The 17,408-nt window shown below is 70.1% G+C and carries 15 protein-coding genes; 12 read left to right on the top strand and 3 right to left on the bottom strand.

Going from position 1 to position 17,408, the window contains the following annotated elements; translation table 11 throughout:
• The first annotated feature begins 149 nt into the window (after nt 1–149).
• Genes JYK18_RS28660 through JYK18_RS28640 form a run of 5 tightly spaced genes read left to right on the top strand, consistent with a single transcriptional unit; the run spans nt 150 to nt 6,008 of the window.
• Nucleotides 150–1,913 carry an ABC transporter ATP-binding protein gene (locus JYK18_RS28660; protein WP_206806554.1) on the top strand — a complete coding sequence of 588 codons (1,764 nt, stop codon included), beginning with the start codon at nt 150–152 and terminating at the stop codon, nt 1,911–1,913.
• A complete protein-coding gene (locus tag JYK18_RS28655; protein ID WP_206806553.1) occupies nt 1,910–3,490 on the top strand; it encodes an ABC transporter substrate-binding protein in 1,581 nt (526 codons plus the stop codon). The genes JYK18_RS28660 and JYK18_RS28655 overlap by 4 nt, the downstream gene beginning before the upstream one ends.
• Entirely contained in the window at nt 3,487–4,440 is a 954-nt protein-coding gene (locus JYK18_RS28650; RefSeq protein WP_242582181.1) for an ABC transporter permease, read from the top strand. The genes JYK18_RS28655 and JYK18_RS28650 overlap by 4 nt, the downstream gene beginning before the upstream one ends.
• Nucleotides 4,437–5,291, top strand: a complete 855-nt coding sequence (locus JYK18_RS28645) for an ABC transporter permease (RefSeq protein WP_206806552.1) — start codon at nt 4,437–4,439, stop codon at nt 5,289–5,291. Before JYK18_RS28650 ends, JYK18_RS28645 begins: the two co-directional genes overlap by 4 nt.
• A gap of 12 nt (nt 5,292–5,303) precedes the next feature.
• Complete coding sequence (locus tag JYK18_RS28640; RefSeq protein WP_242582179.1) at nt 5,304–6,008, top strand: alpha/beta fold hydrolase; 705 nt, start codon at nt 5,304–5,306, stop codon at nt 6,006–6,008.
• A gap of 132 nt (nt 6,009–6,140) precedes the next feature.
• On the opposite strand, the gene JYK18_RS28635 is transcribed toward JYK18_RS28640, so the two are convergent.
• Nucleotides 6,141–7,076, bottom strand: coding sequence for an aldo/keto reductase (locus JYK18_RS28635; RefSeq protein ID WP_206806551.1), 936 nt, complete (start codon nt 7,074–7,076; stop codon nt 6,141–6,143).
• A gap of 42 nt (nt 7,077–7,118) precedes the next feature.
• Here JYK18_RS28635 and JYK18_RS28630 point away from each other — a divergent pair, with 42 nt between their 5' ends.
• A complete protein-coding gene (locus JYK18_RS28630) occupies nt 7,119–7,895 on the top strand; it encodes an SDR family NAD(P)-dependent oxidoreductase (protein WP_206808178.1) in 777 nt (258 codons plus the stop codon).
• On the opposite strand, the gene JYK18_RS28625 is transcribed toward JYK18_RS28630, so the two are convergent.
• Nucleotides 7,812–9,137 carry an amidohydrolase gene (locus tag JYK18_RS28625; RefSeq protein ID WP_206808179.1) on the bottom strand — a complete coding sequence of 442 codons (1,326 nt, stop codon included), beginning with the start codon at nt 9,135–9,137 and terminating at the stop codon, nt 7,812–7,814. The genes JYK18_RS28630 and JYK18_RS28625 overlap by 84 nt on opposite strands.
• A gap of 50 nt (nt 9,138–9,187) precedes the next feature.
• On the opposite strand from JYK18_RS28625, the gene JYK18_RS28620 reads away from it, so the two are divergent.
• Genes JYK18_RS28620 through JYK18_RS28610 form a run of 3 tightly spaced genes read left to right on the top strand, consistent with a single transcriptional unit; the run spans nt 9,188 to nt 12,174 of the window.
• Complete coding sequence (locus JYK18_RS28620; protein WP_206806550.1) at nt 9,188–10,291, top strand: zinc-binding dehydrogenase; 1,104 nt, start codon at nt 9,188–9,190, stop codon at nt 10,289–10,291.
• 9 nt (nt 10,292–10,300) lie between these two features.
• Complete coding sequence (locus tag JYK18_RS28615; RefSeq protein WP_206806549.1) at nt 10,301–11,251, top strand: aldo/keto reductase; 951 nt, start codon at nt 10,301–10,303, stop codon at nt 11,249–11,251.
• The gene (locus JYK18_RS28610; RefSeq protein WP_206806548.1) at nt 11,248–12,174 is read left to right on the top strand and encodes an alpha/beta hydrolase; all 927 of its coding nucleotides are present in this window, start codon (nt 11,248–11,250) and stop codon (nt 12,172–12,174) included. Before JYK18_RS28615 ends, JYK18_RS28610 begins: the two co-directional genes overlap by 4 nt.
• Here JYK18_RS28610 and JYK18_RS28605 read toward each other — a convergent pair.
• Nucleotides 12,158–13,603, bottom strand: a complete 1,446-nt coding sequence (locus tag JYK18_RS28605; protein WP_206806547.1) for a GMC family oxidoreductase — start codon at nt 13,601–13,603, stop codon at nt 12,158–12,160. The genes JYK18_RS28610 and JYK18_RS28605 overlap by 17 nt on opposite strands.
• Before the next feature lie 147 nt (nt 13,604–13,750).
• Between JYK18_RS28605 and JYK18_RS28600 the strand changes: the two genes are divergently transcribed.
• The 3 genes from JYK18_RS28600 (at nt 13,751) to JYK18_RS28590 (ending at nt 17,402) form a co-directional block, all read left to right on the top strand.
• Nucleotides 13,751–15,184, top strand: coding sequence for an aldehyde dehydrogenase (locus tag JYK18_RS28600; RefSeq protein WP_206806546.1), 1,434 nt, complete (start codon nt 13,751–13,753; stop codon nt 15,182–15,184).
• Between the two features lie 125 nt (nt 15,185–15,309).
• The gene (locus JYK18_RS28595) at nt 15,310–16,737 is read left to right on the top strand and encodes a fumarylacetoacetate hydrolase family protein (protein WP_206806545.1); all 1,428 of its coding nucleotides are present in this window, start codon (nt 15,310–15,312) and stop codon (nt 16,735–16,737) included.
• Complete coding sequence (locus tag JYK18_RS28590; protein WP_206806544.1) at nt 16,719–17,402, top strand: GntR family transcriptional regulator; 684 nt, start codon at nt 16,719–16,721, stop codon at nt 17,400–17,402. Before JYK18_RS28595 ends, JYK18_RS28590 begins: the two co-directional genes overlap by 19 nt.
• Nucleotides 17,403–17,408: the final 6 nt, after the last annotated feature.

The raw sequence follows: 17,408 nt of genomic DNA, 5'->3' as shown, positions 1-17,408 counted from the left end.
AGTTTTCCCCGCATGCCAAGCAAAACCGGGCGGATACCAACTTCCTACGTTTGTAGAATATAACCATTGACACGGCTGATCCCCCGGTGTCAACATGCGTAGAACTACCCCCTGGTCCGCATTGGGGCGGGCACGAGGAAGGGGATTTCATGACCCTGCTCGAACTGCGAGACCTCACCGTCGGACTGCTCAGCGGCACCGACGAACGCGCACTGGTCCGCGAGCTTTCCTTCGATCTCGACCAAGGCCGGACGCTCTGCGTGGTGGGCGAGTCCGGCAGCGGGAAAACCGTCACCGCGCTGTCGATCATCCGGTTGCTGGAGTTCGTCGCGCCGGTGCGCACCCACGGTGAGATCACTGTGGACGGTGTGGACCTGACGAAGCTGTCCGCCGACGAGATGCGGGCCTATCGCGGGCCGCGCATCGGGATGATCTTCCAGGAGGCCCTGGATTCGCTCAACCCCAGCCAGCGCGTCGGCAAGCAGCTGGTCGAGGCCTACCGAAGGCCCGGATCGCTGCCACGCCAGGCCGTGCGCAAGGGCACGCCGCTGCACCGCGAAGCCGTGGAGAAGGCTCGCGGGCTGCTCACCGAAGTCGGCCTGACCGACACCGACCGCGTCTTTTCGCTGTACCCGCACCAGATGTCGGGCGGGATGCAGCAGCGGGTGATGATCGCGCTGGCGCTGATGGCCGATCCGAGCCTGCTGATCGCCGACGAGCCGACCACCGCGCTCGACGTGACCACGCAGGCGGAGATCCTCACCCTGTTCGACCGCGTCCGCCGCGACCACGGCACGGCCTGCGTGTTCATCACCCACGACATGGGGGTGGCCGCGCAGGTGGCCGACCGGATCGCGGTGATGTACCGGGGACGGCTGGTCGAACTCGGGTCCAAAGAGGACATACTGGGCGCGCCGCGGCACCCGTACACCAAGGCGCTGCTCGACTGCGTGCCCCAGCTCGGGGTGAGCAGGCGCGACGGGTTCCCGACCATTTCCGAGGCACTGCTGGAAGCCGCCATGAACGGCGGATCGGCGGCGACCACCGAAACCCGGACGCTGACCCAGTCACGTGCGACGAACTCCGGCACCACGCTGGTCATCGACTCCGTGTCCAAAGTGTACGGAAGACGCGGCCGGTTCTCGCTGAACCGCGAACCGGAGGTGCACGCGGTCAAGGACGTGTCGCTGACCATCGCGCCCGGCGAGTTCTTCGGCCTGGTCGGGGAATCCGGCTCGGGCAAGACCACGCTCGGCCGCCTGGTGAGCGCGCTCGAACCGCCGACCGCCGGCACCATCACCTTCGGCGCGCACCGGTGCACCCCGTCCGGGCTCGACGGCGACGAACGCGCGTTCCGCCGCCGCGCCCAGCTGATCTTCCAGGACCCGCAGAGCTCGCTCGATCCCCGGCACACCGCCGCGCGCATCATCGCCGAACCGCTGCGGGAGCTGACCGGCCTGCGCGGCGCCGAACTGGATCGCCGGGTGACCGAGCTGATCGACGAGGTCGGCCTGCCCGCCGGGACCGCGGTCAAACTGCCGTCGCAGCTCTCGGGCGGGCAGCGGCAGCGGGTCTCGATCGCCCGCGCGATCGCCGCGGAACCGGACCTGATCGTGGCCGACGAGCCGACCTCCGCGCTCGACGTCTCGGTGCAGGGCCAGGTGATGAACCTCCTGCTGGAACTGCGGGCCACCCGGGCGCTGAGCTTCCTGTTCATCACGCACAACCTCAGCCTGGTGCTCTCGGTCGCCGACCGCGTCGGCGTGATGTACCGGGGTGAGCTGATCGAGACCGGTGACCCGGACGAGATCCGGCTCGCCCCGCGCCACGAGTACACCCGCCGCCTGCTCGCGGCGAACCCCGAACTCCCCCGGCTCCCCCAGACCGCCAACACAGGATTGCGGAACCCATGAGACGAACCCTGACCTCGGTCGTGCTCGGCGTGGTGAGCGCCGTACTGCTCAGCTCCTGCATGGGAGCGGCCGGTGGCGGCCCGGCCGCCGACGGCCCGCCGGTGCGCGGTGGCAACCTCAACGTCGCGGTGCCCACCGATCCGCAGTCGCTGGACATGGTCGCCAATCCCGGCCAGGTGACCGCGCACATCGGCAACATGATGTACGAGAAGCTGTTCGAGGTGGACCGCACCTTCGCCGCGCGGCCCATGCTGGTGCAGGACTACACCACCAGCGACGACCGGCTCACCTACACCTTCCGGCTGCGCCAGGGCGTGACCTTCCACGACGGCAGCCCGCTGACCGCGAACGACGTGGTGGCCAGCCTCCAGCGCTGGCAGCAGGGTCATCGCACCGGGCAGCTGGTCTCCCCGGACATCGACTCGATCACCGCGCCCGACGCGGGCACCGTGACCATCCACCTCAAGCGGCCGCGGTACCCGCTGATCGACGAACTGGCCGGCGCGGGCACCGAGATCTACGCGGCGAAGAACCTGGCCGGGCTGCCGCCCACCGGGTTCGGCCAGGACAAGGCGATCGGCACCGGGCCGTACAAGCTGAAGAGCTGGGACATCGGCCGCGAGCTGGTGCTGGAGCGCCACGCGGGATACCTGTCGCGCACCGAGGAGGACTGGGGCGGGCAGGCCGGGGCCAAGCACGCCTACCTGGACACCGTGACCTACAAGGTGGTCGGCGACCAGGACGCGCTGATCAACGGCCTGCAGACCGGCCAGTGGGACCACGCGATGCCGACCAACGACCAGTACGAGACGCTGCGCGCGAACCCGGCACTGGTGGTGCACAACCTCCCCGGCGGCAACGAGAACGTGATCATCCCGAACTTCAACCCCGGTTCGCGCTTCGCCGATCCCCGTGCCCGGCAGGCGCTGAACCTGCTGCTGGACAAACCGGCGATCAACGCGGCGACCGGCGGCAGCAAGGACCTGACCATCGAGACCGGCGCCTTCGCCTCCCCGGACAACCAGGCGTTCTACTCCACCGTCGGCGACGAGATCTACCGCCAGCGCGACCCGGAGAAGGCACGCCGGCTCCTGGCCGAAGCCGGGATCAACGCCGGCGCGACGATCCGCATCGTCACCACGAACTCCTACCCCGAGTTCGGCAAGTGGGCGGTGCTGATCCAGGACGAACTGTCCAAGCTGGGCATCACCACCAAGATCGACACCTTCGACTTCGCCACCATGCTGGGCACGCTGACCAAGGAACCGGGTGGCTGGGACCTGACCACGCTGTTCTTCGACTCGGCGCTGACCTCACCCGCGCAGATGCCCGCGCTCACCCTGGGCACGCTGAACGGCTCGTCCTCGCCGGAACTGGACGCGCTGATGGCCGAGTACAACGCCTCGGCCACCCGGGCGCAGGCGAAGACGGTGGTGGACAAGTTCCAGGCGTTCACCTGGCAGCAGCTGTCGGTGATCACGTTGAGCCAGTCGAAGCTGTACGCGGCGTACTCGCCGAAGCTCAAGGGCTACGGGGACTTCTACCGCGTTTTCTGGAACAGCTGGCTGGCGTCATGACCGGCATGACCGGCTTGTTGCTGCGCAGGCTGCGCGATCTGCTGATCATCCTGGTGATCGTCGGCACGATGATGTTCTTCGTCATCCGGCTCATCCCCGGTGATCCGGCGCAGGCCATCCTCGGCCCGACCGCCCGCCCGTCCGATGTGGACGCGCTGCGGGAAAGCATGGGGCTCAACGGCTCGCTGTGGGAGCAGTACCTGAGCTGGGCGGGCAACGTGCTGCGGGGCGACTTCGGCACGTCGATCACCTACCACGCGCCGGTGCTGGGCGTGGTCGCCGAGCACATCGTGCCGACGCTGACGCTGGCCGTGCTGTCCACGGTGATCAGCTTCTTCCTGTCGGTGGCGATCACCTCGTGGCAGGCGGTCTCGCCGCGCAACCCGGTGGCACGCGGCCTCGACCGGTTGTCCTCGCTCGGCATGGCGGTGCCGGACTTCTGGATCTCGCTGGTGCTGGTGCTGGTGTTCTCGGTGACGCTGCGGTGGTTCCCGTCCAGCGGGTACGAGAACCTGTTCACCGACCCGGCGACCGCGGTGCCCGCGCTGGTGCTGCCGCTGACCGTGCTGGTGATCGGGCAGACCGCGTTGTTCGTGCTGACGCTGCGGGAAAGCCTGTTGGGCGAACTGCCGCTGGCCTACCTGCGCACCGCGCGGGTCAAGGGCCTGTCCGAACGGCAGGTGATGCTCAAGCACGTGCTGCCGAACGCGCTGATGCCGTTGATCACCCAGCTGGGCAGCAACTTCGCCATGCTGGTCGGCGGCATCGTGATCATCGAGTCGATCTTCGTCGTGCCGGGCCTCGGCCACCTGCTGATGGGCGCGGTGTCCACCCGCGACTTCCCGTTGATCCAGGGCGTGACCCTGTTCGTCGCGGTGCTGTTCGTCCTGGTCAACCTGCTGGTGGACCTGTCGTACGCACTGCTCGACCCGAAGGTGCGGGTGGCATGACCCGATTCCGGCGCAACCGCCTGCTGGTGGTCTCGTCCGCCCTGCTGGCGCTGATCGTGGTGGCGGTGGTGGTGCTGCCGTTCTTCCTGCCCAGCGTCAGCGCCACCGACCCGGTCAACCGGCTGCTGCCGCCGTCGGCCGCGCACCCCCTCGGCACCGACTCGTTCGGCCGCGACGTGCTGGCCAGACTGGTCTCTGGCGGGCGGGCCTCGCTCGGGCTGTCCGCGCTGATCACCCTGTGCGCGGCGTTCTCGGGCCTGGTGATCGGCCTGGTCAGCGGCTTCTACCGGGCCGCGGACGCGGTGCTGATGCGGGTGATGGACGCGTGGATGTCGTTCCCGGCGATCATCCTGGCGATGGCGCTGGCCATCTCGCTGGGGGCCAGCATCTGGACCGAGCTGATCGCGTTGACGGTGATCTTCACCCCGTTCACCGCCCGGGTCATCCGCAGCCGCGTGCTCGGCATCGCCGGGCGCGCCTACATCGGTGCCGCACGGGTGTCCGGCATGAGCCGGGCGAAGATCCTGGTGGTGCACGTGTTCCCGAACGTGCTCCCGCTGGCCCTGGTGCAGGTGGTGATCCTGTCGGCCGCGGCGATGCTGGTCGACGGCGCGATGAGCTTCCTGGGCCTCGGCATCGCCCCGCCGACGCCGACCTGGGGCAACATGATCGCCGAAGGCCGCAGCTACCTGGTGGTGGCGCCGTGGCTGGTGGTGGTGCCCGGGGTGACCATCATGATCTGCGTGTTCCTGCTGAACCTCATCGGTTCGTCACTGCGGATCGCCGTCGACGCCCGCGCCCGGACGCTGAGCGAGTTGCAGCACCTGCGCACCCGCCCCGCCCGCACCTGAGGAAGGAATGATTTGTCGATTTCACTGGCCGTGCGCCGCTTCACCCCGGAAACGGTGACCGGCCCACCCGTCCTGCTGCTGCACGGCTTCGCCTCCGACGGTCACACGGACTGGATCACCACCGGCTGGCCCGCAGTTCTCACCGACGCCGGCCGCTCAGTCCTGATCCCAGACCTCCCCGGCCACGGCTCCAGCCCAGCGCCCGTCGACCCACCCACCCCCAAAACAATCACCGCCGACCTGACCAGACTCATCCTCGATCTGTCCGAAGTAGACGTCGTCGGCTATTCCCTGGGCGCACGACTGGCCTGGGACCTCCCAGCACAAGCCCCCATCCGACGCCTGGTCCTCGGCGGCCTGAGCCCCACCGAACCCTTCAGCTCCGTCGACCTGGACGCAGTCCGATCTTTCGCCGCCAGCGGCAAACCTCCCTCCGACCCCCTCACCGCCATGATCGCGCACATGATCACGGCCCCGGGCCGAAACCCCACCGCCCTGGCCCGCTGCATCGAAGGCCTGCGCCAAGAGCCCTTTACCCCCACCCCGCTCACCGTCCCCACCCACTTCGTCGCAGGCACCAAGGACCCCATAACCACCGGCATCGAACACCTCACCACCCTGATCCCAGGCTCCACCCTGACCCACATCCCCAGCGACCACGGCGGCACCCTACGCAGCCCAGAATTCAAAGCCACCACCCTGAATTTCCTCCTTTAATACCGAGGGGCGGCCGCGCACCCAACACACACCACCGCCCAAAACACGGCGAAGGCCCCGACGTCAAGGCATCTTTCCCGCCTTGACATCGGGGCCTTCGCCGTAGTCACACCAAAAGACCGGGGCGGGGTCCTACGCCCCATCCGCAGGAACCGCAGCATCCAACCACAAAGACCCCACAGCCGAACGCACCTCACCCCCATACTCCGCCGCCAACCGCACCGCCCCAAGGTTGTCCATCAACTGCCCCACCCGACTGACCCCGAACAACACATTCGCCACCGGCTCAAACGCCAGACAAAACGCAATCGCCAGTTGCGCGGGACTCACCCCGAACTCAGCCGCCGCCCTACCCACCACCTCGGCCGCAGCCCTGATCGACTCCCGAATCCCACCCACATCCGCCCCGATCTTCCGCGACGGCTCCCGCCCCAGCAGCACCCCACCCTCGAACACATCCGACGCCTGCAACCCCAACCCCGCATCGAAGAACCGCCGATAGAACGCCCCCTCCGCCATCGACCGCCGCACCACGCTGTACTTCAACTGCGCGAACCGAGGCCCCGGCACTCCCTCCGCCTCCGCGAACTCCAGCGCCCGCACCACATCAGCGGCCCGCCAGTTGTTCACCCCCCACACCAAAAACCGCCCAGCCCGAACCTGCTCGGCCACCTCCGTCACCACACGGGGCACATCAAGAGGGCCGAAGTAATCACCCACCACCACCGCCTCAGCCGCCTCCACCCCCACCCGCTCGAACGAAACATCCAACTGCTCCGCGAACCCGACCCGCGGATAGTCCCAAAGCCACAACTTCCCGCACAACTGGAACTCCGACCGCCCGATCCCGGCTTCGCGCAGCGCCCGGCCGAAAATCACGTCGGTACGCGACTGCTCGGCATGCGGCCCCATGTTGTAGTGCGCCACGTCGAACAACGTCACCCCGGCATCGACGGCCTGTCGCAGCAACGCCACCGCGTCGCCGAACTCCATGCGGTCCCAGGTGTTCCAGGATCCCAGTCCCAGCAGCGAAGTGCCGAAACCCAACCCGCTTTGCTTCTCCACCACATCATCCCTTTCGTCTACGATCGTAGAATGAAACGAACAGTACTGGTGACCGGCGGCGCCAGCGGCATCGGCCGAGGCATCGCCGACGCCTTCCTCGCCGCCGGAGACCGCGTAATCATCGCCGACCTCGCAACCGAACCCACCGATCCTGCCGAATCCGCCGCCCCCGCCAAACCCACCAACCCTGCCGAATCCACCGACCTCGCCGAATCCACCAACCTCGCCAAACCCACCGGCCTCGCCGAATACGTCACCCTAGACATCTCCGACGCCGACCAGGTCGAGGCTGCCATCGCACACCACGACCCCATCGACGTCCTGATCAACAACGCCGGCCTCGCCGCCGGCGCCGCCCCTCTCATCGACCTCGACCCCGAAGTCTTCGACCACTGCGTCCGCGTCAACTTCCGCGGCACCTTCCTGATGACCAAAGCCGTCGGCGCGCACATGGTCGCCAACGGCACCCGCGGCACCATCGTCAACATCTCTTCGATTGGCGCCCGCCAGCCCACTCCCGGCCTCGGCCACTACGAAGCCACCAAGGCCGCCGTCGAAGCGCTCACCCGTTCCGCCGCACTCGAACTGGCACCGCACGGCATCCGCGTCAACGCGGTCGCCCCCGGCCCCGTGCTCACCCCGATGACCGCCGGGTTCGCCGCCGACACCGCGGCCCGCGCGGCCTGGGAAGCGAGGATTCCCCTGGGCACCATCGCTTCCGTCGCCGACGTGGTGCCGTCAGTGCTGTTCCTCGCCTCCGCCGACGCCGGCCACCTCACCGGCGTGAGCCTCCAGGTCGACGGCGGGCAGCTGCTCACCTGAGTACACGACCCGGCCGCCGACCACCGTGAGTTCGACGCCGACCCCGGGCAGGTCCTCGAAGGCGACCCCGAACGGATTCGCATCCAGGACGCAGAAGTCGGCAACCCGGCCCACCGTCAGCGATCCCTTCCAGGACGCCGCACCATCCTGCTCGGCGGCCGCGGTCGTGTAACAGCGCAACAATCGCCCCAGCAACGAACCGTCCACACCGGACACCCCCAGCAGCCGCCCGGCCGCCGCGAGATGCACCCGCCAATCCGGCGTCACCACCGGTGCGTCACTGCTCAACGTCAGCGACACCCCCGAAGCCAGCATCTCCGCCAACGGCCACGCCCGAGCACCGGCTTCGGCACCCAGCGCGTCGGCCACCATCCCCCGCATCGCCTCCGCGATCGCCGGCTGCGTGGTCAACCCGATCCCCCGCGACGCCATCCGCCCCAACTGCTCCGCCGTCACCAAATCCCCGTGCACCACATGATCCCCGCGCCGCAACGACCCGAGCGCCGCCTCGACGGCACGATCCCCCGTCGCGTGCACACCGACCACCAACCCCGCCTCGTGCGCCAGCGAGATCATCACCGGCAACTCGCGTTCGTCGAGCAGCAGCGACCCGTGCGAACCGTCGGCGTAACAGTGGTGCGTCCACGCCGACCGCATCGGCGGGATGCCGTCGGCAAAGATCTTGACCCCGGAAACACTGACCCACAACGGATCCGCCGAAGGCACCGCCGACGCCAGGCCACGCTCGAAACCGGCCAGCGAACTGGGTCCGTCCAGCAACCCGAACAACCGCAACACCGTCACCCGGGCCCGCAGCAACCCCTCCGAGGCCAACACCGCGTACTCCTCGAGCACCTCCGGCGCGAAGCACCCGGTCTCCCCCGGCCCCAACCCCGGCTCGGTATAGCTGGTGATCCCCAACGAAGCACACACCTCCCCCGCCCGCAGGATCGCGGCCCGAGGCTCGACCACCGCATCACCGGTGAACCCGCCGAGCAGCGTCTCCGGCCAACGCGCGCCAAGCCAGGCCGCGTGCAGGTGCGAGTCGTTGATACCGGGCAGCACCGTCCGGCCCGCCAGCTCGATCACCTCGGTGTCCGGCCCGGCGACCACGTCGTCCCCCACCGCGACGATCCGGCCGTCCCGCACGGCGAGCGCGTCCACCACCGAACCCGCCGCGTCGAAGGTGTGGATCGGCCCGCCGCGCACCACCAGCGAAGGACGAACTTGTTGCGACGACATGGTTTCCTCCCGGACCTGGACTTTTTCTTCCACGACTGTAGACTAAAAACATGCCCACCAGAACCGAAGCCGCGGTGCTCACCGAACACGGGTCCGCGCTCACCCTGCGGGAGCTCCCGCTGCCGGACGAACCGGAACCGGGCGCCGCCCTCGTCCGGATCACCTGCACCACCTTGTGCGGGACCGACGTGCACCTGTGGTCCGGGCAGATGACCTTTCCCGGCATGCTGCCGATGGTGCTGGGCCACGAGATGGTCGGCGAAGTGGTGGCCACCGGCCCCGGCACCACCGATGCACTGGGCCGCGAGATCGTGCCGGGTGACCGCATCGGCTGGTCGGAATCAACCTGCGGGAAGTGCTACGGCTGCACGATCCTGCGGGAGCCGGTCGCCTGCGACAGCCGGGGCTACGGCTTCCTCCAGCGCGCCGACGCGTTCCCCTACGCCACCGGCGGGCTCGTGCGGTACTGCTACGTCACGCCGGGCGCCGCGAAGCTCGTCCTGCCCGACGACGTCAAGGACACGTGGGCCTCGATGTCCGGCTGCGCGGGCAAAACCGTGGTGCGGGCCGTCGAGCGCTCGGGCGGCATCCGTCCCGGTGCGACGGTCGTGGTCCAGGGCGCCGGCGCGCTCGGCGTGTTCGCCACCGCCGTCGCACGCATCTCCGGGGCCGGGGCGGTGATCACCATCGGCGGTCCCGGCGACCGGCTGAAGATCGCCGAACGTTTCGGGGCCACCGCGACGATCCCGGTCGACGGCACCGCGCAGGACCGCGTCCAGCAGGTCCAGCGGCTCACCGGCGGACGCGGTGCCGACCACGTCTTCGACTTCGCCGGCGGCCCGACCATCGGCGAGGAGGCAGTGGCGTTCGCCGCGCAACGCGGCACCGTCGCCATCGTCGGCTCCACCGGCCCCGAACCGTCCCCCGTCGCGCTGGGCACGGTGATGGGCAAGGAACTCACCGTCGTCGGCTCGCTCAACGGCGACATCGCCGACTACCACCGTTCGGTGTCCTTCTTCCGCACCTTCGCCGACCGGATGCCGTGGGACGAGCTGTTCAGCACGCCCGTCGGCCTCTCCGGCGCCTCCGACCGCATCGAGTCGATGTCCCGGCTCGGCGAGCTCAAGGCCGTCATCGATCCCCGGCTCCCCTAGGAGAAACCCATGGCCATCCCGCAACGCCGCATCGGCCGCGACGGCCCGCTCACCGGTGTGCTCTCGCTCGGTTCGTGGCACACCTACGACCGGATGGACTTCCGCGAGGCCGTCGCGCTGGTCCGGACCGCGGTCGACCACGGCATCACGCTCTTCGACGTCGGCGTCTACGGCTTTCCCGGCAGCACCCCGGTGTTCACCGACGTGCTGTTCTCCGCGATGGTGCGGGCGGCCGGGCTCCGGCGTGAGGACTACCTGCTCTCGGCGAAGCTCTGGCTGGAGGGCTATCCGGGCCAGAGCCTGCGCGACCAGCTGGACAACGCGTTGTTCCGCGCCGGGGTCGAGCACGCCGACCTGGTGGTGCTCGGCGACCTCCGGCACGACGACACCGACCTGCACCAGCTCGTGCTGGACCTGGACGGGCTGCGCCGGGCCGGGCTCATCCGGCAGTGGGGCGTGAACAACTGGTCGGCCACCACCATCCGCGCGCTGCACGAGTTCGCCGAGGCCGAGAACGTGCCCGGCCCGGCGATCGCGCAACTCAAGTACAGCGTGGCCCGCCGGTCCATTCCGGACGGTGAGCCGTTCGCGAAGGTGTTCGCCGATCTCGGGGTGACGCTGCAGTCCTCGGACATCTTCGAGGGCGGGGTGCTGCTGGGCAAGAACAGCGGCGCGCGGCAGGTCGGGCGCGACCCCGGCGGCATCCGGCAGCGGATCGCCGATTCCGCCGAGGGCATCCGGAAGCTCGCGGACGAGCTGGGCGCGACCCCGGCGCAGCTGTGCCTCGCCTTCACCCTCACCCACCCGGCGAACACCACCACGCTCTTCGGCGCCACCAGCACCGACCAGCTGCGCGACAACCTGGGCGCGGTCGAGCTGGCCGAACGCGTGGGTGAGCTGCGCGAGCTGGTGGAACCGTTCTGGGCGGACCGCGGGGTCGTCGACCCGGAGGGCCCGTGACCGCCTTCGACCCCGAGCTGGCTGGAGCCCTGCACGGACTTCCGGCTGGGCCGCCGCTGACGGCCGAGTCGCTGCCCGCCGTCCGGCAGGCGATGACCGACGCGAACCTCACCTGCGCTGAAGCGATCGGCGACCGGGATCTGGTGTGGACGGACCACGACGTGCCCGGCACGGACGTGGTGGTCACCGTCATCAAACCGCGGCACGCCGAACCGGGAGCCCCGGGCTTCTACAACATCCACGGCGGCGGCACGGTGGTGGACAACCGGTTCGCCGACCTGCCGCGCATGGTGTCGCTGGTCGAGGAGTTCGGCTTCGTCGCGGTGACCGTGGAGTACCGGCTGGCCCCGGAACACCCCCACCCGGCCCCGCTCGACGACTGCTACGCGGGCCTGACCTGGATGGCCGCCCACGCCGGCGAGCTGGGGTTCGACCCGGCGCGCCTGGTCGTCGGCGGGGGCAGCGCGGGCGGCGGGCTCAGCGCGGGCGTGGCCCTGCTCGCGCGGGATCGCGGTGGCCCGGCGCTGGCCGGGCAGCTGCTGCTGTGCCCGATGCTCGACAGCCGCAACAACTCGGCGTCCACTGTGGAATTCGCCGAGCGCGGTGTGTGGGGGCGCGCCAGCAACGAGTTCGGCTGGCGGTCGCTGCTGAACGGGAGCAGCTCGCCGTACGCGGTACCGGCCACGGCCACCGATCTGTCCGGGCTGCCGCCCGCGTTCATCGAAGTCGGCGCGGCCGAGATCTTCCGCGACGAGGACGTCGACTACGCGCGGCGCCTGTGGCAGGCGAAGGTGCCCGCGGAACTGCACGTGTGGGCGGGCGCGTACCACGGCTTCGACCGGATCGCGCCGGACAGCGAGGTGAGCCGGGCCGCGCGAGCCACCCGGTCCTCCTGGCTGCGGCGCGTCATCGGCCGAGCATGAACCTCGCGGCCTGCTCACCGACGAGCACCGCGGGCGCGTTGGTGTTGCCAGTGGTCACCTTCGGCAGCACCGACGCGTCAGCGACCCGCAGCCCCTCCAGCCCGTGGACCACCAGTTCGGGGTCGACCACGGCGGTTTCGCCGGTGCCCATCCGGCAGGTGCCAACCTGGTGGTGGTACGTGATCGCGGTCCGCCGCACGTACTCGCGCACGTCGTCGCCGGGCTCGGGATACAGCTCGCGGGCCCCCCACTCCTCCGCCAGCGCGGGGGCGCGGCCGATCTCGCGGCACTGCTCCACCGAGGCGACCAGGCTCTCGAAGTCGGCGGGATCGGCGAGCGCGTCGAGGTCGATCAGCGGTTCGTCGCCGGGCTCCGGCCCGGACAGCTTGAGACTGCCCCGGCTGCGCGGCGAGACCATGCCCGCCATCAGCGAGAACCCGGTTTCCGGGCCGGTCATCCACGACTCGTACATCGGCACGCTGAAGTGGATCGGCTGCGTGTCGGGCACCGCCAGGCCGGGACGGCTGCGCCAGAACAGGTGCGTCTGGGTGACCGACCGGCCGGGCGAAGGCGGCTCCACCTCGCGCCGGTCGGTGGCGAAGATGACCGGGGAGAGCAGGTGATCGTGCAGGTTGCGGCCCACTCCCGGCAGGTCGGCGACCACGTCGATGCCGAGCGCGGCCAGCTCGTCCGCCGGGCCGACACCGCTGCGCAGCAGGATCGCGGGCGAGGCCAGCGCACCGGCGGCGAGCACGACCTGGTCCGCGAGCACCCGTTCCAGCTGCCCGTCGAGCTCGGCGAGCACGCCGACCACCCGGGTGCCGTCGAACAGCAGCCGGTGCACCAGCGCTCCCGTGTGGACGGTCAGCTGCCCGGCGATCGGCTGGGCGTAGGCGATCCAGGTGTTCAACCGGCGGCCGTCGCGCAGGGTGATCCGCTGCACGGACACGCCGTCGAGCCGGTCGCCGTGGTAGTCCGGGTTGAATTCCAGCCCGGTCTGCACCGCGGCTTCCACAATGGACTGCTGGATCGGGTGCAGCGGCTCGTTCGGCACGATCTCGAGCAGGTCCTTCTCGATCCGCTCGAACACCGGCCGCACGTCCGGCCACCGCCAGCCGGGCAGGTCCCAGCCGTCGTAGTCGGCGGGCGCGCCGCGCACCCAGATCATCGCGTTCAGCGCGTGGGAACCGCCGAGCACCTTGCCGCGCGGCAGGTGCAGCCGCCGGTTCGCCGCGTGGGGCTGCGGCACGGTGTGGTGGTCCCAGTCCTCCGGGCCGTGCCACAGCTCCCCGGCCCGCGACGGGTCGTGGATGGCCGGGTTGCCGTCCGGCCCGCCCGCTTCGAGCAGGCGCACCGCGGCACCCGCGTCGGCCAGTCTCCTGGCCACCACCGAACCGGCCGAACCCGCACCCACCACGATCACGTCCATGTCCCCAGTCTCACCGGCCCATCGCGCCGGGCGGGCGGTCCGGCGCATTCGGTTCGCTGGCCGACAATCGGCGTGCCCTGGCGAGCAAGACCGAGGCCCGCGTGGCGTCGGATACTCGATCGCACACCGGTTGAGGAGGAGCTAGGGATGGCCACACGCCTGTTCATCGACGGACAGTGGACCGCCGCCGGCGGCGGGGCCCTGCCGACGCGGGATCCGGCCACCGGCAAGGTGATCGAGGAGGTCGGCACCGCTTCGGCGGCCGACGTGGACGCCGCGGTCGACGCCGCTCGCCGCGCGCTGTCGGACCCCGCGTGGGCCGGACTGCTGCCGGTTCAGCGGGCCGCGCTGCTGTTCCGCCTGGCCGAACTGGTCGAGAAGCACCACGAGGAGCTGGCCGCGCTGGAGACCCGCGACCAGGGTCAGCCGATCGGCGTCTCGCGGCAGGTCAGCGTGACCGGCGCGGCCGAGCACCTGCGGTACTTCGCCGGCTGGGTGACCAAGATCCAGGGCACCACGAACCCGGTGTCCTTCCCGGACACGCTGCACTACACCCGCCGCGAGCCGGTCGGGGTGAACGCGCTGATCACGCCGTGGAACTTCCCGCTGATGATCCTGGTCTGGAAGCTCGCGCCCGCGCTGGCCACCGGCAACACCGTGGTGATCAAGCCGAGCGAGGTCACCCCGCTGACCAGCGTCCGGCTGGTCGAGCTGGTGGCCGAGGCGGGTTTCCCGCCGGGCGTGGTCAACCTGGTCACCGGCGACGGCGAGGTGGGTGCGCTGCTGAGCCGCCACCACGGCGTCGACCACCTGTCCTACACCGGGTCGACCGCGGTCGGGAAGCTGATCACCGCGGCCAGCGCGCAGTCCAACCTCAAGCGGCTCACCCTGGAACTCGGCGGCAAGGCACCCAGCATCATCGCCGCGGACGCCGACATCGACGCCGCGGTGGCCGGGAACCTCGCGGGCGCCACGCTGAACAGCGGGCAGGTCTGCGCCGCGTACACGCGCTTCTTCGTCGACCGCAAGCGCGAGCAGGAGTTCGTCGACAAGCTGGCGGCCGGGCTCGACGGGCTCAAGATCGGGCCGGGGCTCGACGAGTCGACGCAGGTGGGGCCGCTGGTCTCGGCGAAACACCGCGAGCACGTGGACTTCCTGGTTTCGACCGGCCGCGAGCAGGGCGCCGAACTGGTCACCGGCGGGCGCGTGGTCGACGGCGACGGCTACTTCTACGCCCCCACGCTGTTCGCCAGGACCACCGACGAGATGACGATCATGCGTGAGGAGATCTTCGGCCCGGTCCTCGCGGTCACCCCGTACGACGACGGCGACGAGCTGCTCGCGCGGGCCAACGACACCGAGTACGGGCTGGCCGCCACGGTGTGGACGCGCGACATCGCCACCGCGCAGCGCTACGCCAACGGCCTGCGCGCGGGCGCGGTTTTTGTGAACATGCCGTCGATCCCGGACATGGCCGCGCCCTGGGGCGGGTACAAGGCCTCGGGCTGGGGCCGCGAGATGGGCCCGTGGGCGATCGACGCCTACACCGAGACCAAGTCCGTCTGGCTGCACTACGCCTGACGGCCCCCGCCCGCCGCAGTGAATGTGGCTTTCACAGCACATTCCGCAGTGAAAGCCACATTCGCAGCGGGCCGCAGATCGTATACCTTCTCAGATATGTTCTTCCGTCAGTCAGGACCACGCCTATGACCAGCACCGTTCCCGGCCTCGCCCGCCCGGGCAAGATCATCGCGCTGCACCTGAACTACCCCTCCCGGGCGGCGCAGCGCGGGCGCACCCCGGCCCAGCCCTCGTACTTCCTCAAGCCGCCGACCTCGGTCGCGGCCGGTGGCGACGCGCTCCCCCGGCCCGCGGGGACCGAACTGCTGGCCTTCGAGGGTGAGATCGCGCTGGTCATCGGCGAATCCGCGCGTCACGTCAGTCCCGAGGACGGCTGGTCGTTCGTGTCCGGGGTGACCGCCGCGAACGACTTCGGCCTGTACGACCTGCGGTACGCGGACAAGGGCTCCAACCTGCGCTCGAAGGGCGGCGACGGGTTCACCCCGCTCGGGCCCGCGATCCTGCCCGCCGACGCCGTCGACCCGGCCGCGCTGCGCCTGCGCACCTGGGTCAACGGTGAACTGAAGCAGGAGGACACCACCGCGGACCTGCTGTTCGACTTCGGCAGGCTGGTCGCCGACCTGTCGCAGCTGATCACCCTCGAACCCGGCGACGTCATCCTGACCGGGACGCCGGCGGGCGCTTCGGTGGTCGTGCCCGGCGACGTGGTGGAGGTCGAGGTCGACACCGCCGACGGACGCACGACCGGCAGGCTCGTCACCCCGATCACCGAGAGCACCGTCCACTTCGGAGCGTTCGGCGCCCGGCCCAGGGTGGACGCCCAGCAGCGCGCGGAAGCCTACGGGGAGCCGGGTTTTGTGCTCACCGACGAACTCAGGGCGAAGCTGGCCAGTGTGGGCACGGCGACGCTGTCGGCCCAGTTGCGCAAGCGCGGTTACAACGACGTGTCCATCGACGGCGTCACTTCGACGCGGCCCGGCGCCAAGCTGATCGGACGGGCGAAGACGTTGCGCTACCTCCCGTTCCGCGAGGACCTCTTCCGCGCGCACGGCGGCGGCTACAACGCCCAGAAGCGTGCCTTCGACGCGCTCGGCCCGGGCGACGTGCTGGTGATGGAAGCCCGTGGCGAGACCGGGACCGGCACGGTCGGCGACATCCTCGCCCTGCGCGCCCAGGTCCGCGGCGCGGCGGGCATCGTCACCGACGGCGGGGTGCGGGACGTGGCCGCGGTGGCCGCGCTCGACATCCCGACCTACCACTCCGGCGCGCATCCCGCGGTGCTCGGCAGGCGCCACGTGCCGTGGGACACCGACCTCACGATCGCCTGCGGTGGCGCCTCGGTGCAGCCCGGTGACGTGATCGTCGGCGACGACGACGGCGTGCTCGTCATCCCGCCGCCCCTGGCCGAGGAGGTCGCCGACGCGGCCATCGAGCAGGAGCGGCAGGAGACCTTCATCGCCGAACAGGTCGCCGCGGGGGAACGCGTGGACGGCCTGTACCCGATGAACGACGAGTGGCGGGGGAGGTACGCCGCATGGCTGGCGAAGCGGTGAAACCGGCGAACTCCGCCACCATGAGCAAGTCGCAGATCGCCTACCACTGGATCAAGGCGCGCATCGGCGACGGCACCTTCTCCCCCGGCTACCGCCTGGTGCTCGGGCAGCTCGCGCAGGAACTCGGCGTCAGCCCGGTGCCCATCCGCGAGGCGATCCGGCTGCTCGAAGCCGAAGGGCTGGTGACCTTCGAGCGCAACGTCGGCGCGCAGGTGGCGATGGTCGACGAGAGCGAGTACCAGCACACGATGCAGACGCTCGCGCTGGTCGAGGGCTACGCCGCCGCGCTCGCCGCGCCGACGCTGCCCGCCGAAGCGCTGGCCAGGGCGAAGAAGCTCAACGACGAACTGGCCGCGTGCCTGGAGGACTTCCAGCCGTCGCGGTTCACCGCGCTGAACCGCGAGTTCCACAGCGCGCTGTTCACCACCTGCCCGAACCCGCACGTGCTCGACCTGGTCAACCGCGGCTGGAACCGGCTCAGCGGGTTGCGCACCTCGACCTTCAGCTTCGTGCCCGGCCGCGCCCACGAATCGGTCGCCGAGCACACCAGGATCCTCGATCTGCTCGACCGCGGCGCGCCCGCGGCGGAGATCGAAATGGCCGTGCGCGAGCACCGGCTGGCCACCCTGGACGCCTTCATGGCGTACCAGGCGGGCCGCCACTGAACTGCC

The sequence above is a fragment of the Amycolatopsis sp. 195334CR genome (genome assembly GCF_017309385.1).
GTDB lineage: Bacteria > Actinomycetota > Actinomycetes > Mycobacteriales > Pseudonocardiaceae > Amycolatopsis.
This window is presented reverse-complemented; position numbering and strand designations above follow the sequence as displayed.

What these genes read in the sequence shown, in the direction of transcription:
- JYK18_RS28660 (WP_206806554.1), top strand. Translation starts at nt 150, where the DNA reads ATGACCCTGCTCGAACTGCGAGACCTCACCGTCGGACTGCTCAGCGGC.
- JYK18_RS28655 (WP_206806553.1), top strand. Translation starts at nt 1,910, where the DNA reads ATGAGACGAACCCTGACCTCGGTCGTGCTCGGCGTGGTGAGCGCCGTA.
- JYK18_RS28650 (WP_242582181.1), top strand. Translation starts at nt 3,487, where the DNA reads ATGACCGGCATGACCGGCTTGTTGCTGCGCAGGCTGCGCGATCTGCTG.
- JYK18_RS28645 (WP_206806552.1), top strand. Translation starts at nt 4,437, where the DNA reads ATGACCCGATTCCGGCGCAACCGCCTGCTGGTGGTCTCGTCCGCCCTG.
- JYK18_RS28625 (WP_206808179.1), bottom strand. Translation starts at nt 9,137, where the DNA reads ATGTCGTCGCAACAAGTTCGTCCTTCGCTGGTGGTGCGCGGCGGGCCG.
- JYK18_RS28620 (WP_206806550.1), top strand. Translation starts at nt 9,188, where the DNA reads ATGCCCACCAGAACCGAAGCCGCGGTGCTCACCGAACACGGGTCCGCG.
- JYK18_RS28615 (WP_206806549.1), top strand. Translation starts at nt 10,301, where the DNA reads ATGGCCATCCCGCAACGCCGCATCGGCCGCGACGGCCCGCTCACCGGT.
- JYK18_RS28605 (WP_206806547.1), bottom strand. Translation starts at nt 13,603, where the DNA reads ATGGACGTGATCGTGGTGGGTGCGGGTTCGGCCGGTTCGGTGGTGGCC.
- JYK18_RS28600 (WP_206806546.1), top strand. Translation starts at nt 13,751, where the DNA reads ATGGCCACACGCCTGTTCATCGACGGACAGTGGACCGCCGCCGGCGGC.
- JYK18_RS28595 (WP_206806545.1), top strand. Translation starts at nt 15,310, where the DNA reads ATGACCAGCACCGTTCCCGGCCTCGCCCGCCCGGGCAAGATCATCGCG.
- JYK18_RS28590 (WP_206806544.1), top strand. Translation starts at nt 16,719, where the DNA reads ATGGCTGGCGAAGCGGTGAAACCGGCGAACTCCGCCACCATGAGCAAG.